This window comes from Citrobacter sp. Cpo015 (genome assembly GCF_030333035.1).
Lineage (GTDB): Bacteria > Pseudomonadota > Gammaproteobacteria > Enterobacterales > Enterobacteriaceae > Citrobacter > Citrobacter portucalensis.
In genome coordinates this window covers 195,767-210,590 of record NZ_JAOWGS010000019.1, presented here as the reverse complement: position 1 = coordinate 210,590, position 14,824 = coordinate 195,767, and the positions used below count along the sequence as shown (strand labels likewise).

16 protein-coding genes are annotated in these 14,824 nt (G+C 52.0%); 7 read left to right on the top strand and 9 right to left on the bottom strand.

The features are described 5' to 3' along the window. Positions 1-4: 4 nt before the first annotated feature. Positions 5-460 carry a terminus macrodomain insulation protein YfbV gene (yfbV, locus tag OGY67_RS01095; protein ID WP_003028087.1) on the bottom strand — a complete coding sequence of 152 codons (456 nt, stop codon included), beginning with the start codon at positions 458-460 and terminating at the stop codon, positions 5-7. A gap of 339 nt (positions 461-799) precedes the next feature. Between yfbV and ackA the strand changes: the two genes are divergently transcribed. The 3 genes from ackA to yfcC all read left to right on the top strand — a co-directional run bounded on the left by ackA (position 800) and on the right by yfcC (position 5,942). Next, a complete protein-coding gene (ackA, locus tag OGY67_RS01090) occupies positions 800-2,002 on the top strand; it encodes an acetate kinase (protein ID WP_003834770.1) in 1,203 nt (400 codons plus the stop codon). Positions 2,003-2,077: 75 nt separating this feature from the next. Then, positions 2,078-4,222 carry a phosphate acetyltransferase gene (pta, locus tag OGY67_RS01085; protein WP_008785351.1) on the top strand — a complete coding sequence of 715 codons (2,145 nt, stop codon included), beginning with the start codon at positions 2,078-2,080 and terminating at the stop codon, positions 4,220-4,222. Between the two features lie 199 nt (positions 4,223-4,421). Next, a complete protein-coding gene (gene yfcC / locus OGY67_RS01080) occupies positions 4,422-5,942 on the top strand; it encodes a putative basic amino acid antiporter YfcC (RefSeq protein WP_128611951.1) in 1,521 nt (506 codons plus the stop codon). Between the two features lie 56 nt (positions 5,943-5,998). Here the strand turns inward: yfcC and yfcD are convergent, their stop codons facing one another. From yfcD to yfcF, 3 genes are read right to left on the bottom strand one after another with little or no spacing between them, the layout of a single operon-like run. Further along, entirely contained in the window at positions 5,999-6,553 is a 555-nt protein-coding gene (gene yfcD, locus OGY67_RS01075) for an NUDIX hydrolase YfcD (RefSeq protein WP_003834775.1), read from the bottom strand. Positions 6,554-6,609: 56 nt separating this feature from the next. After that, positions 6,610-7,161, bottom strand: coding sequence for a phosphodiesterase (yfcE, locus tag OGY67_RS01070; protein ID WP_048234823.1), 552 nt, complete (start codon positions 7,159-7,161; stop codon positions 6,610-6,612). Positions 7,162-7,216: 55 nt separating this feature from the next. Beyond that, complete coding sequence (gene yfcF, locus OGY67_RS01065) at positions 7,217-7,861, bottom strand: glutathione transferase (RefSeq protein WP_003834778.1); 645 nt, start codon at positions 7,859-7,861, stop codon at positions 7,217-7,219. 134 nt (positions 7,862-7,995) lie between these two features. Between yfcF and yfcG the strand changes: the two genes are divergently transcribed. The 4 genes from yfcG (at position 7,996) to OGY67_RS01045 (ending at position 10,549) form a co-directional block, all read left to right on the top strand. Then, positions 7,996-8,631, top strand: coding sequence for a GSH-dependent disulfide bond oxidoreductase (yfcG, locus tag OGY67_RS01060; protein ID WP_020996685.1), 636 nt, complete (start codon positions 7,996-7,998; stop codon positions 8,629-8,631). A 54-nt stretch (positions 8,632-8,685) separates the two neighbouring features. Continuing rightward, positions 8,686-9,048: a dihydroneopterin triphosphate 2'-epimerase gene (gene folX, locus OGY67_RS01055; protein ID WP_003028107.1), complete on the top strand. Its 363-nt coding sequence runs from the start codon at positions 8,686-8,688 to the stop codon at positions 9,046-9,048. Between the two features lie 20 nt (positions 9,049-9,068). Continuing rightward, positions 9,069-9,962: a TIGR01777 family oxidoreductase gene (locus OGY67_RS01050; protein WP_286573147.1), complete on the top strand. Its 894-nt coding sequence runs from the start codon at positions 9,069-9,071 to the stop codon at positions 9,960-9,962. 71 nt (positions 9,963-10,033) lie between these two features. Next, the gene (locus tag OGY67_RS01045) at positions 10,034-10,549 is read left to right on the top strand and encodes a GNAT family N-acetyltransferase (RefSeq protein WP_071692556.1); all 516 of its coding nucleotides are present in this window, start codon (positions 10,034-10,036) and stop codon (positions 10,547-10,549) included. Positions 10,550-10,582: 33 nt separating this feature from the next. On the opposite strand, the gene hisP is transcribed toward OGY67_RS01045, so the two are convergent. The 5 genes from hisP to argT form a co-directional block, all read right to left on the bottom strand. Continuing rightward, a complete protein-coding gene (gene hisP / locus OGY67_RS01040) occupies positions 10,583-11,356 on the bottom strand; it encodes a histidine ABC transporter ATP-binding protein HisP (protein ID WP_003028114.1) in 774 nt (257 codons plus the stop codon). 13 nt (positions 11,357-11,369) lie between these two features. Further along, positions 11,370-12,077, bottom strand: a complete 708-nt coding sequence (gene hisM / locus OGY67_RS01035; protein ID WP_003028116.1) for a histidine ABC transporter permease HisM — start codon at positions 12,075-12,077, stop codon at positions 11,370-11,372. Continuing rightward, positions 12,074-12,760: a histidine ABC transporter permease HisQ gene (locus OGY67_RS01030; RefSeq protein ID WP_003028118.1), complete on the bottom strand. Its 687-nt coding sequence runs from the start codon at positions 12,758-12,760 to the stop codon at positions 12,074-12,076. Before OGY67_RS01030 ends, hisM begins: the two co-directional genes overlap by 4 nt. A 186-nt stretch (positions 12,761-12,946) precedes the next feature. Then, positions 12,947-13,729: a histidine ABC transporter substrate-binding protein HisJ gene (hisJ, locus tag OGY67_RS01025; protein ID WP_003028120.1), complete on the bottom strand. Its 783-nt coding sequence runs from the start codon at positions 13,727-13,729 to the stop codon at positions 12,947-12,949. Positions 13,730-13,976: 247 nt separating this feature from the next. Beyond that, on the bottom strand, positions 13,977-14,759 hold the full coding sequence (gene argT / locus OGY67_RS01020) for a lysine/arginine/ornithine ABC transporter substrate-binding protein ArgT (RefSeq protein ID WP_006683634.1): 783 nt from the start codon (positions 14,757-14,759) through the stop codon (positions 13,977-13,979). Positions 14,760-14,824 lie beyond the last annotated feature (65 nt).

The window sequence follows — 14,824 nt, the reverse complement described above, 5'->3', positions numbered from 1 at the left end:
TCAATTACAAATCATCAAGGAAAGTTTTATCCAGTTGTTTGAAGGCGCGCTTAAGCGTGTCAGCCAGCGCCTGGTAATCCGGCTTTCCTTCTACCGGAGAGAGCGCCTGCCCAGCTTCTTGCAATTTACCCCGAACTTCGTAGAACCAATTGAGAATTGAAGGCGGCAGCGGCGTTACGGAACGTTTTCCCAGCCACCACATCCCCTGCATCGGCAGGCTAAGCGCAAACAGCGCAGTCGCCACGGCCGGGCCCAACTGCCCCCCTAACGCAATTTGCCAACATAAGGTGAAGACGGCGATAGGCGGCATAAAACGGATCGCGTAACGCGTCATGCGGATCACGCGGTTCTCAACAAACACGGGCGCAAGGCGCTTTTCCATTGGCCACGTCTTTGCATAGTGCTGCCCCCGGCGAAACAAGCTAAAAAAATTGACGGAGCGATTATCCGGTGTCGACATGGCGGTTACCTCAACTTCACATATAAAAATTAAAAAATTTGTGCAAAACAACAACTACAAGGGACATCGTTCAAAACATTTTGTCTTTGATACCCACATTCAGGTATCCTGTGCCGGCCTGTAAGGCCTGTAGTCCAAAATCATTGAGTCGTCAAATTGGCATACATTATGCCATTGCCTGAAAAATACGCAAAATGACATAGACTCAAAGGTATTTATTCCATCGTGCCCAAAAAGACTATGGCGCATGATGTTAATCATAAACGTCGGTGTCATCATGCGCTACGCTCTATGACTCCCTGACGTTTTTTTAGCCACGTATCATAAATAGGTACTTCCATGTCGAGTAAGTTAGTACTGGTTCTGAACTGCGGTAGCTCCTCACTGAAATTTGCCATCATCGATGCAGTAAACGGTGAAGAATACCTCTCTGGTTTAGCCGAATGTTTCCATCTCCCAGAAGCACGTATCAAGTGGAAAATGGACGGCGGTAAACAAGAAGCGGCTTTAGGTGCAGGCGCCGCTCACAGTGAAGCGCTGAACTTTATCGTTAACACTATTCTGGCACAAAAACCAGAATTGTCTGCGCAATTGACCGCTATTGGTCACCGTATCGTACACGGCGGCGAGAAGTACACCAGCTCCGTGGTTATCGATGATTCCGTTATTCAGGGCATCAAAGATTCTGCCTCTTTCGCACCGCTGCATAACCCGGCTCACCTGATCGGTATCGCAGAAGCGCTGAAATCCTTCCCTAATCTGAAAGACAAAAACGTGGCTGTATTCGACACCGCGTTCCATCAGACTATGCCGGAAGAGTCTTACCTCTATGCTCTGCCGTACAGCCTGTACAAAGAACACGGCGTTCGTCGTTACGGCGCGCACGGTACCAGCCACTTCTTCGTCACACAGGAAGCGGCAAAAGTGCTGAACAAACCGGTTGAAGAGCTGAACATCATCACTTGCCACCTGGGCAATGGCGGTTCTGTATCTGCTATCCGTAACGGTAAATGTGTTGATACCTCCATGGGTCTGACCCCGCTGGAAGGTCTGGTGATGGGTACGCGTTCCGGTGACATCGACCCGGCGATCATCTTCCACCTGCACGATACCCTGGGCATGAGCGTTGACCAGATCAACAAAATGCTGACCAAAGAGTCCGGCCTGCTGGGTCTGACCGAAGTCACCAGCGACTGCCGTTATGTTGAAGATAACTACGCTACTAAAGAAGACGCTAAACGTGCAATGGACGTTTACTGCCACCGTCTGGCGAAATACATCGGTTCTTACACTGCGCTGATGGATGGTCGTCTGGATGCAGTTGTCTTCACCGGTGGTATCGGTGAAAACGCAGCGATGGTTCGTGAACTGTCTCTGGGCAAACTGGGCGTTCTGGGCTTTGAAGTTGACCACGAACGTAACCTGGCCGCACGTTTCGGCAAATCTGGTTTCATCAACAAAGAAGGTACCCGTCCTGCGCTGGTTATCCCAACCAACGAAGAACTGGTTATCGCGCAAGACGCGAGCCGCCTGACTGCCTGATTTCACACCGCCAGCCTAGCTGGCGGTGCTGTTTTGTAACCCGTCTAAATTGGCGGTAACGAAAGAGGATAAACCGTGTCCCGTATTATTATGCTGATCCCTACCGGAACCAGCGTCGGCCTGACCAGCGTCAGCCTTGGCGTGATCCGCGCAATGGAACGCAAAGGCGTTCGTCTGAGCGTCTTTAAGCCGATCGCTCAACCGCGTGCCGGTGGCGATGCGCCAGACCAGACTACCAGCATCGTCCGTGCTAACTCTTCTCTGCCAGCCGCAGAGCCGCTGAAGATGAGCCACGTTGAATCTCTGCTGTCCAGCAATCAGAAAGATGTGCTGATGGAAGAGATCATCGCGAACTACCACGCGAACACCAAAGACGCTGAAGTTGTACTGGTTGAAGGCCTGGTCCCAACCCGTAAACATCAGTTCGCGCAGTCTCTGAACTACGAAATCGCGAAAACGCTGAACGCGGAAATCGTCTTCGTTATGTCTCAGGGTACCGACACCCCGGAACAGCTGAACGAGCGTATTGAACTGACTCGCAGCAGCTTCGGCGGCGCGAAAAACACCAACATCACCGGCGTAATCGTTAACAAACTGAACGCACCGGTTGATGAGCAGGGCCGTACTCGCCCGGATCTGTCCGAGATTTTCGACGACTCTTCCAAAGCGAAAGTGATCAAAGTTGATCCGGCTAAACTGCAAGAATCCAGCCCGCTGCCGGTTCTGGGCGCGGTGCCATGGAGCTTCGATCTGATCGCTACTCGTGCAATCGATATGGCGCGTCACCTGAACGCCACCATCGTTAACGAAGGCGATATCAACACCCGTCGCGTGAAGTCTGTGACGTTCTGCGCACGCAGCATTCCACATATGCTGGAACACTTCCGCGCAGGCTCCCTGCTGGTAACTTCCGCAGATCGTCCTGACGTGCTGGTTGCAGCATGCCTGGCGGCCATGAACGGCGTGGAAATCGGTGCCCTGCTGCTGACTGGCGGCTACGAAATGGACGCGCGCATCACTAAACTGTGCGAACGTGCATTTGAAACTGGCCTGCCGGTATTCATGGTAAACACCAACACCTGGCAGACCTCTCTGAGCCTGCAGAGCTTCAACCTGGAAGTTCCGGTTGACGATCACGAGCGCATCGAAAAAGTTCAGGAATACGTTGCTAACTACATCAACGCTGACTGGATTGAATCTCTGACCGCGACTTCTGAACGCAGCCGTCGTCTGTCTCCACCGGCGTTCCGTTATCAGCTGACCGAGCTGGCGCGTAAAGCGGGCAAACGTGTTGTTCTGCCGGAAGGCGACGAACCGCGTACCGTTAAAGCGGCTGCTATCTGTGCTGAACGTGGTATCGCAACCTGCGTACTGCTGGGTAACCCGGATGAGATCACCCGCGTTGCAGCCTCTCAGGGCGTTGAACTGGGCGCTGGTGTAGAAATCGTTGATCCAGATGTGGTTCGCGAAAGCTACGTTGCTCGCCTGGTCGAACTGCGTAAAAACAAAGGTATGACCGAAACCGTTGCCCGCGAACAGCTGGAAGACAACGTTGTTCTCGGTACCCTGATGCTGGAACAGGACGATGTTGACGGTCTGGTTTCTGGTGCAGTACACACCACCGCGAACACCATCCGTCCGCCGCTGCAGCTGATCAAAACTGCACCGGGTAGCTCTCTGGTGTCTTCCGTGTTCTTCATGCTGCTGCCGGATCAGGTTTACGTTTACGGCGACTGCGCGATCAACCCGGATCCAACTGCAGAGCAGCTGGCAGAAATCGCGATTCAGTCCGCTGATTCCGCAATTGCCTTCGGTATCGAACCGCGCGTAGCGATGCTCTCCTACTCCACCGGTACTTCTGGTGCAGGTAGTGACGTAGAGAAAGTTCGCGAAGCAACCCGTCTGGCACAGGAAAAACGTCCTGACCTGATGATCGACGGTCCGCTGCAGTACGACGCCGCCGTTATGGCTGACGTAGCGAAATCCAAAGCGCCGAACTCTCCGGTTGCAGGTCGCGCTACCGTGTTCATCTTCCCGGATCTGAACACCGGTAACACCACTTACAAAGCGGTACAGCGTTCTGCCGACCTGATCTCCATCGGGCCAATGCTGCAGGGTATGCGCAAGCCGGTGAACGACCTGTCTCGTGGCGCGCTGGTAGACGATATCGTCTACACCATCGCACTGACCGCGATCCAGTCTTCCCAGCAGCAGCAGTAACCTGCCGAGTGTGCCGGATCTCTTATCCGGCAACACATCTGCTTATCAAACCGGAAATAGCTGATATTTCCGGTTTTTTTATGTCTATTTCCCTTTTGGCATAATCTGAAACATTTGCCTGGATGCGCTGCATCAATGAATAACTATTCTTCTGTTCGCATACTTACTCTCTTTTGCGTTGCAACAGGGATAGTCTTTCATGTCAGCAGTAACAGAATCACAGCCAGCTAAAAAATGGGCGATGCCCGACACGCTGGTGATTATTTTTTTCGTCGCCGTTTTAACCAGTCTGGCGACATGGGTTGTTCCCGTCGGGATGTTCGACAGCCAGGAAGTTCAGTATCAGGTTGATGGACAAACCAAAACCCGTAAGGTGGTTGACCCCCATTCCTTTCGTATTCTGACCAACGACGCAGGTGAAGAGCAGTATCACCGGGTGCAGTTATTCACCACCGGAGATGAACGCCCAGGCCTGATGAATTTCCCGTTTGAAGGATTAACCTCCGGCTCGAAATTCGGCACAGCTGTCGGCATCATTATGTTTATGCTGGTCATTGGCGGCGCATTCGGCATCGTTATGCGTACCGGCACCATTGATAACGGCATCCTGGCGCTCATTCGCCATACGCGGGGCAACGAGGTCCTGTTTATCCCAGTGCTGTTTATTCTCTTCTCCTTAGGCGGCGCGGTGTTTGGCATGGGGGAAGAGGCTGTTGCCTTTGCCATTATCATCGCGCCTTTGATGGTACGGCTAGGTTACGACAGTATCACCACCGTGCTGGTTACCTATATCGCGACTCAGATTGGTTTCGCCAGCTCATGGATGAACCCATTTTGCGTGGTGGTCGCGCAAGGTATTGCGGGGGTACCGGTGCTCTCTGGTTCCGGGCTACGCATCGTGGTCTGGGTGATCGCTACGTTAATCGGGCTGACCTTCACGCTGGCCTATGCGGCGCGTATCAAAAAGAATCCGCTTTTGTCCCGGGTACATGAATCCGACCGCTTCTTTCGCGAGCAGCAGGACGAAGTCGTGGAACGACGCTTCACGCTGGGAGACTGGTTAGTGCTAGTGGTGCTGACCGCGGTGATGATTTGGGTTGTCTGGGGCGTTATCGTCAACGCGTGGTTTATTCCTGAGATCGCCAGTCAGTTCTTCACGATGGGTCTGGTGATTGGCATTATCGGCGTCGTGTTTCGGCTCAACGGCATGACGGTCAACATCATGGCCTCCTCATTCACTGAGGGCGCACGAATGATGATTGCCCCTGCCCTGCTGGTTGGTTTTGCCAAAGGCATTTTACTGCTGGTCGGTAATGGAGAGGCGGGTGAAGCCAGCGTGTTAAACACTCTGCTGCACAGCATTGCCAATGGCATCAGCGGGCTGGATAACGCCATCGCGGCGTGGTTTATGCTATTGTTCCAGGCAGTATTTAATTTCTTCGTCACTTCCGGCTCTGGTCAGGCTGCGTTAACCATGCCGCTACTGGCACCGCTGGGCGATCTGGTTGGCGTAAACCGTCAGGTCACAGTCCTGGCCTTCCAGTTTGGCGACGGATTCAGTCATATTATCTATCCGACGTCAGCATCTTTGATGGCTACGTTAGGCGTTTGTCGGGTGGATTTTCGTAACTGGCTGAAGGTAGGTGCTACGCTGTTGGGACTGCTGTTTATTATGTCCAGCGTGGTGGTGATTGGCGCGCAGATGATGGGTTACCATTAAAAAGTGTGCGTCCGGCCTACTCGATTTCTCGACGCAGTAGGCCGGATGAACAGAGTTTACTCAGCTTCTTCCTGCTTTTCGGCTTTCGCCCCTTCATTCTTGGCGTTGCGGGTCATCCACAGCGCCAGGGCTTTCAGGGAGTCCGGTGTAAATTCGTCGCAGCGCGCGGTAATTTCTTCCGGCGTCAACCAGCAAACTTCACTGACCTCATCTTCCTGAAGCGCAAACGGTCCGTGGGAAACGCAGCTAAACAACCCACCCCATACGCGACAGTTCTGATCTTCAAAGTAAAACTGACCATGCTCGGCAAACGGCACGCCCGCAATCCCCAGTTCCTCTTCTGCTTCACGACGCGCTGATTCCAGCATCTGCTCGTCAGCCTGAACCACACCGCCTGCGGTGGCATCCAGCATGCCGGGCAAAAAATCTTTTGTCTCAGTGCGACGTTGAACCAGAATTTTGCCCATACCATCATGCACAACGATATACGTTGCACGATGGCGTAAGCGTTGCGCCCGCATTTGTTCCCGGCTGGACTGTGCAATGACTTCGTTGTCTTCATTCACAATATCCACCCATTCAGTACTTGCCAAACGACGCTGTTCCACCATCAGGAAACCTTCTTTTTTCTGGCGCTCTTACGGCGCGTTTATGTTTGTGGGGTAAATTACGGATTAATCTCGACCTGTGCAATAACACTTTGATCATTGAGTGCCATTACGCTGAGAACATTATCATCCAGAATCCCGTAACTTGCCGCAAAGCCCCCTTTCGGGATGCTTACCGAGCCGGGATTGAAATGATAGATACCCTCGCGCCGCTCAGCAACCGGCAGATGAGTATGCCCATAAACCAGAACATCGCCCGCATTGAGCGCCGGCATATTTTGCGGGCCAAAAAGGTGTCCGTGCGTCAAAAAGAGTCGCTGGTTTTCTGTCAGAATTTGCTGCCACGGCGCAGTCATCGGAAAATGCAGGAGCATCTGATCCACTTCGCTGTCGCAATTACCACGCACCGCAATAATTCGCGATGCCAGCTCATTCAGCCGTTCAGCAACCTGCGCAGGTGCATAGCCTTCTGGAAGCGCATTACGCGGCCCGTGGTTTAAAACATCACCCAATATCACCAGCCATTGCGCGCCGCTTGCAGCAAACCGTTCGAGTACGCGTTCCGTGGCTGGCAACGAACCATGAATGTCCGATGCGAACATCAGTTTCATCACTCACTCCTCGCTGAAAATCACCTTGTAATGATACTGGATTACGGCCCGTTTTTCAGCAGGAACGCTTCGCTGAAAGCGCGATAAAACGCTGTACTGAAGCGCGCTGCCACTGGAAGGTGGCGTATTCCGCAAGCGCTTCTGGAACCTCATCACCATTCAGGACCAGGCGATTAAGCATTAGCGCTAAATCACAGTCAGCGATACACCATTCGCCAAATAAATTCTGCTTGCCGTGGCTCAGTAAACTGCTCGCAGTAGCGAACAGTTTTTCCGCACTGGCTTTTCCCGCTTCGCTTAACGGTCCTTTCTTTACGCCAGCAAAAACAACATCTGTTGATCGTTCTTCACGGATAGGCATTAAATCGCTGCGGATCCACGCCTGAACCTGGCGCGCCCGCGCGCGTTTTTGCACATCGTGCGGATAGATACGCTCCCACTGTGGCGGCGCAAAGCTCTCTTCCAGGAATTCCGTAATCGCTGATGATTCGCTCAGTTCAAAACCATCGATCTCAAGAACCGGTACGCGGCGCGTCAAGGCGTAACCTTGCCATGAAGGATGCAAGTGTTCACCACTATTGAGATCAACGGTTTTCAGCGTGAAAGGTAGCCCCTTCTCTTGCAGAGCGACATAAACAGACAGCACGTAGGGGGAGAAAAAATTGGCATCTGACCACAGCGTAATTGCAGATTTGCTCATAATGTCCTCTGAAGTGTATTGGCTTGCCTTCAAAATATAGAGTCTTTCTCTCGCTGTCACTTGATGAAAACTCACGCACGCCAACAGGCTCTATACTTGTAATGACCCGGTTCATGACAAAACGGATGCTGAAAATGATCGATCTCTATTACACGCCATCGCCAAACGGTCACAAAATCACGCTGTTTCTTGAAGAGGCACAGCTGCAATACCGTCTGATTCATGTCGATATCAGCAAAGGCAGCCAGTTTCGCCCCGATTTTCTGCTGATCTCGCCGAACAATAAAATCCCAGCCATTATCGATCATGCGCCGGAAGATGGCGGAAGGCCCATCAGCTTGTTTGAGTCCGGAGAAATTTTACTCTATCTGGCGGAGAAGAGCGGTAAGCTGCTCAGCGGTGAATTACGCGAACGCCACACCACGCTGCAGTGGCTTTTCTGGCAGGTCAGCGGTTTGGGCCCCATGCTGGGACAGAATCATCATTTCAGTCATTACGCTCCGCAAACGATCCCTTACGCTATTGAAAGATACCAGGTTGAAACCCAGCGCCTGTACAACGTGATGAATAAACGTCTGGAAACGTCACCCTGGCTGGGAGGCGATCACTACAGCATTGCTGACATTGCCTGCTGGCCGTGGATCCACGCCCATCAGCGTCAGCGCATCGACCTCGACAATTACCCGGCGGTCAATAACTGGCACGAACGCATCCGTACGCGTCCTGCCACGGAACGCGCCATGCAGCAAGCACTGAGTGAGAAGCGGTGACGCAATTCGGTTCTCGTGTATCATGCAGAGGTTCATACATGGAGGAAACCTGCAATGTCACAACCTGACGCTATTATTCGTATAAAAAACCTTCGTCTGCGCACCTTTATCGGCATTAAAGAAGAGGAGATCCTTAACCGCCAGGATATCGTCATCAACATTGCCATTCACTATCCGGCAGACAAAGCGCGTACCAGCGAAGATATCAACGACGCGCTGAATTACCGCACTATAACCAAAAGCATCATTGCCCACGTGGAGGGTAACCGCTTCTCATTGTTAGAAAAATTAACTCAAGATGTGCTCGATATCGCACGCGAACATCACTGGGTCACTTATGCTGAAGTCGAGATAGATAAACTTCACGCATTGCGTTACGCCGACTCAGTATCAATGACGCTGAGCTGGCAGCGCTAAAACGTAACCCGGGAGGCGACATGCAGATTCTGATTACCGGCGGTACTGGCCTGATTGGACGTCATCTGATCCCCTGCCTGCTGGAACTGGGGCATCAGATAATCGTAGTGACACGTACCCCTGATAAGGCTCGTCAGATTCTCGACTCTCGGGTCACGTTATGGAAAGGACTGGAAGAGCGGCAACATCTCAATAATATTGATGCCGTGATTAACCTTGCCGGAGAGCCTATTGCAGATAAGCGCTGGAGCGCACAGCAAAAGGAACGCTTGTGCCAGAGCCGTTGGGGCATTACGCAGAAACTGGTCGATTTAATCAATGCCAGCGAGACGCCGCCCTCAGTGTTAATCTCCGGTTCCGCTACCGGTTACTACGGTGATTTGGGCGAAGTTGTGGTTACGGAAGAAGAGCCACCGCATAACGAATTTACCCACAAGCTGTGCGCCCGCTGGGAGCAAATTGCCAGCACTGCGCAAAGCGACAAAACCCGCGTATGTATGCTGCGTACCGGCGTGGTACTGGCCTCAGCAGGCGGCATTCTGGCAAAAATGGTCCCGCCGTTTCGTCTTGGCTTAGGCGGCCCGATCGGTAATGGACGCCAGTATATGGCCTGGATCCATGTTGATGATATGGTCAACGGAATTATCTGGCTGCTGAATAACGATCTACGCGGTCCCTTCAATATGGTTTCGCCATACCCAGTGCACAATGAGCAGTTTGCCCACGCGCTGGGTCACGCTCTGAACCGCCCTGCCATTCTGCGCGTTCCCGCCACCGCTATGCGACTGCTGATGGGGGAATCGTCAGTACTGGTCCTTGGTGGACAACGCGCATTGCCCAAACGCCTGGAAGCTTTCGGTTTTACGTTTCGCTGGTACGATTTAGAAGAAGCGCTGACGGATGTCATCCGATAACCCCTATGCACTATTCACAGTCGCCGTTGTGGTGGTAAGGTTATAGACCAGATTTCCGCAATGGCGACGTTATGGCGATAATATCGACTCCCCGACTTACCCTCTCTTTGTTTCAATTTTCTGACTGGTCATTTTTCCAGAAACTCCGTGAATGTCCTGAAGTCATGCGCTATATGGGCAACATCGCCCCGGCGAAAGATACGCGGCTGTTATTCGCCAGACGTCTGGCCGCACAGCACACTTTCGTCATCCGCGAACATAACAGCCCGATGCCACTTGGCGATATTGGTCTGCAAATCAGCCATCTTTACCCGCAGGAAGCCGACCTCGGCTACGCCATCATGCCACAGGCTCAGGGGAAAGGTATTGCCAGCGAAGCCGTGCGCGCGGTGTGCCAGTATGCCTTCGAGCATGCAGGTGTGACGGCGATAAACGCATACGCGCTGGCGGATAACAAGGGTTCAATCCGTATTCTGGAAAAGACAGGCTTTGTACGTACGCAGGTACTGGAAAAGGCGTATGAGATTGACGGCATCGCCTACGACGACTGGGTGTTTCGGCTGGAGCGCGACGCGCTAAAATTGTAAGCCCGGAAAGCGTAGCGCCTCCGGGCTGTTGACTTACTTCAGCGATCCTTTAAGGAACTGTTGCAAACGCGGGCTTTGCGGATTACCGAATACCTGCTCCGGGTCGCCCTCTTCCTCAATTTTCCCCTGATGCAGGAAAATCACGTGCGTGGAAACATGACGAGCAAACCCCATTTCGTGGGTCACCACCACCATGGTTTTCCCCTCTTCAGCCAGCTGTTGCATAATGCGCAGCACTTCACCCACCAGCTCAGGATCAAGCGCCGACGTAGGTTCATCAAACAGCAACACTTCCGGTTCCATCGCCAGCGCACGGGCAATGGAAACACGCTGCTGCTGACCACCGGACAGGTGCACCGGATATTTTCCCTGTGCGCGCTCATCAATGCCCACTTTAGCCAGATACTTCACCGCACGGTCGCGAGCTTCCTGCTTGCTCAGCCCCAACACCTGAATCGGCGCTTCCATGACGTTTTCCAGCACTGTCATGTGACTCCACAGATTAAAGTGCTGAAAGACCATCGTCAGACGCGTACGCAGCAGGCGTAGCTGATTTTTGTCCGCAACCTTCAACTGGCCGTCTTTGTCGCGCACCAGACCAATGTTCTGACCGCTGACGACAATCGACCCGGCACTCGGTTTCTCGAGAAAGTTAATGCAGCGCAGGAAGGTACTTTTACCGGAACCTGACGAGCCAATAATGCTGATAACATCACCCGCGTTGGCCTGCAGCGATACCCCTTTCAGCACTTCATGTTCGCCGTAGTGCTTATGTAAATCGATAACGTTTAATTTATTTTCAGACATCGTGTTACTCGAATCATTTAGAGGATACATGCTGCAACCAGCGTTTTTCCGCTTTACGGAACAGACTGATCAGGACATACGAAATAATCAAATACAGCACAGCGGCAATACCGAAGGCGGTAAACGGCTGATACGTTGCCGAGTTGATATCGCGAGCGATTTTCAACAAATCTGGCACCGTGGCCGTAAATGCCAGCGCCGTGGAGTGCAGCATTAAAATGACTTCATTACTGTATGCCGGCAGCGCAATACGCAGCGCGGAAGGTAAAATAATGCATCGATACAGTTTGAATGACGAGAAACCGTATGCGCGCGCAGCCTCAATCTCACCGTGAGGCACGGAACGAATAGCCCCGGCGAAAATCTCCGTGGTATAGGCGCAGGTATTCAGCGTCAGCGCCAGCACGGTGCAATTCAGCCCGCTGCGGAAAAACGCGTTGAGGAAGTCCGTGCCTTTAACTATTTCCAGCGTATACATCCCGGAATAAAACACCAGTAGCTGAACGTACAGCGGCGTCCCACGAAAAATATAGGTGAACAGCCAGATGGGAAACTGGATAAATTTATTACTGGAAACGCGACCAATCGCCAAAAAGAGTGCCAGTATTCCGCCCATCACTACTGACGAAATCAAAAGCCACAGGGTGATAGCGACGCCAGTGTAGCGATATCCGTCGGTCCACAGCAGGGACTTCCAGTATTCCTGAATAATCTCGATCACAGGTCAGCCCTCTTCACACCCACGGAATAGCGGCGCTCAAGGTATAGCAGCACACCATTAGAAACAGTGGTAAACACCAGATAGATGACCCCGCACACGACGGCAAAATAGAACGGCTCCCAGGTGCTCTTCCCGGCAAGCTGAGTCGCTTTCACCACGTCTTCAAGTCCAAGCAACGATACCAGCGCCGTAGCCTTAAGAATAACCTGCCAGTTATTGCCGATTCCCGGTAAGGCATATCGCATCATCGCCGGGAACATAATGCGACGAAATATTTGTGAGCTGGTAAAGCCAAACGCCGTCGCGGCTTCAATATGGCCTTTTGGTACAGCCATAAACGCACCGCGAAAAGTTTCGGTAAAGTAGGCACCGTAGATAAATCCAAGGGTGATAATGCCCGCAACCATCGGATCAATATCAATCTGGCCGATACCGATGGCATCGGTAATGGTATTCAGCGCGATTTGTAATCCGTAGAAGATGAGCAGCATTAAGACCAGATCGGGCACGCCGCGGATTAGCGTTGTGTACCCTTCGAAAATAAGCCCCATTGCCCGGCTTTGCGACAGCTTTGCTGCTGCGCCGACAAGACCTATCAGAACCGCCAGTACCACCGAGCTGAGTGCCAGCTCCAGCGTAACAATTGCGCCCTGTAAAATAACACCTGAAAAGCCATACAACATGCTGCCTGTCCTGTCGTGTGTGGTGGAGTAGTAAGCCTCTTTTGATTTCAGACTAACCGTTAAATGCCGGATGGCGGCCTTGCCTTATCCGGCCTACAAAATCACCGTAGGCCGGATAAGCGCGGTGCCATCGGGCATAAATTCAACGCGTCAAAAATCTACGGGCTTTATCAGCACCTGCGGTAATTAACCGCCGTAAACATCAAAATCGAAGTACTTTTTCGCCAGCTTCTCGTAAGTACCGTCAGCTCGCATTTCGGCAAAGGCTTTATTCAGCGCTTCGCGCAGTTCGTTATCGTCTTTGCGCAGCCCCATACCGGTACCCACGCCGAACAACTTCTCGTCTTTCACAGACGGGCCGCCGAATTTGTAATCTTTACCGACTGGCTGTTTCAGGAAGCCTTCGCTAGCCGCGACTTCATCCTGGAACGCGGCGTCAATACGCCCGGCAGTCAGGTCAGAATAGATATTGTCCTGCCCCTGATAAGAGACAATCTCAATACCTTTTGGCGCCCAGTGTTCGTTGCCGAAAGTTTCCTGGGTAGTGCCCTGCAGCACACCAACACGTTTGCCTTTCAGCGACTCAATGGTCGGCTGAATAGCCGAATCTTTAGCGACAACCAGACGCGAATCGGCTGCATAAAGCTTGTCGGTAAATGCGATTTCCTGCTGACGTTTTTCAGTAATGGAAAGCGAGGACATGATGGCATCGATTTTCTTCGCTTTTAGCGAAGGGATCAGCGCGTCCAGCGGGTTTTCCACGAAGGTACATTGCGTATTGATACGTTTGCACAGCTCTTTAGCCAGATCGATATCAAAACCGACTAATTCACCCTGCGCATTCTTAGATTCGAACGGCGCATAAGTAGGATCGGTACCGATACGAATTTTTTGCGGAATGGCTGCAAATGCTGCGGTAGCACTGGAGAAAGCCAGAACCAGAGAAAGAGACAACACCAGTTTTTTCATAACTATCCTCAACAGACTGTCTTTTATAGGGGATCTTTACAGGACCAGGTGCAGTTATCGTGCCATTAATCAGGCCGACAAGGCAAAGCATTCTACCCTGTCGGCGGTATTTATTTGCATGAAAAGCGCTTAAGTATGCACTCATGCTTATTAAGTCAGCGATAAAAGCACCAAAACAGTGCACTGAATTTATTATGCACCGAAATGGTTACCCGCAATGGTGCAGTCAATTCCCCACGCCGCTGTATTAATCGCCGTAGACATTAAAATTAAAATATTTGCTCGCCATTTTGTCGTAGGTGCCGTCTTTACGCAGTTCGCCCAGCGCTTTGTCGAAAGCGGCTTTCAGCTCTGCATCATCTTTGCGCAAGCCAATCCCGGTTCCGTCACCAAAGTATTTTTTATCTTTCACCGACGGACCGGCAAAAGCGTAATCCTTACCAGCAGGCTGCTTCAGGAAGCCTTCGCTGGCCGCGACTTCATCTTGCAATGCCGCGTCCAGACGGCCTGCCGTCAGGTCAGAATAGATGAGGTCCTGGTTCGCATAGGCCACCACGTCCACGCCTTTGCTGCGCCAGTTGTCATTGGCATAGGCTTCCTGAGTAGAGCCTTGCAAGACGCCAACGTGTTTACCTTTGAGGGAATCCAGAGTCGGCTGAATTGGGGAGCCTTTCGCGGCGATCAGACGTGAGTCTGCAGCGTAAAGTTTGTCTGAGAACGCAATCTCTTGCTGACGCTTTTCGGTGATAGAAAGCGAGGAGATGATGGCATCAATTTTTTTCGCTTTCAGCGATGGGATCAGCGCATCAAAGTCACTGGCAACCCAGGTGCATTTGATCTGCATGCGCTTACACATCTCATTTCCCAGATCGATATCGAAGCCGACAAAGTCACCTTTGGCATCTTTAGAGGAAAAAGGAGCGTACGTTGTATCTGTACCAATACGAACCGTCTGCGGAAGTGCTGCGTAGCTGGCCGCGGTGGCGGAGAGTCCTACCAGCAAAGACAAAGCAAGAACCGTCTTCTTCATACATAACCCTCAAGTGGCGTAATTTTATTATGTTTTACGTTGTGTTGTGTGTTTGCAGACTTTTT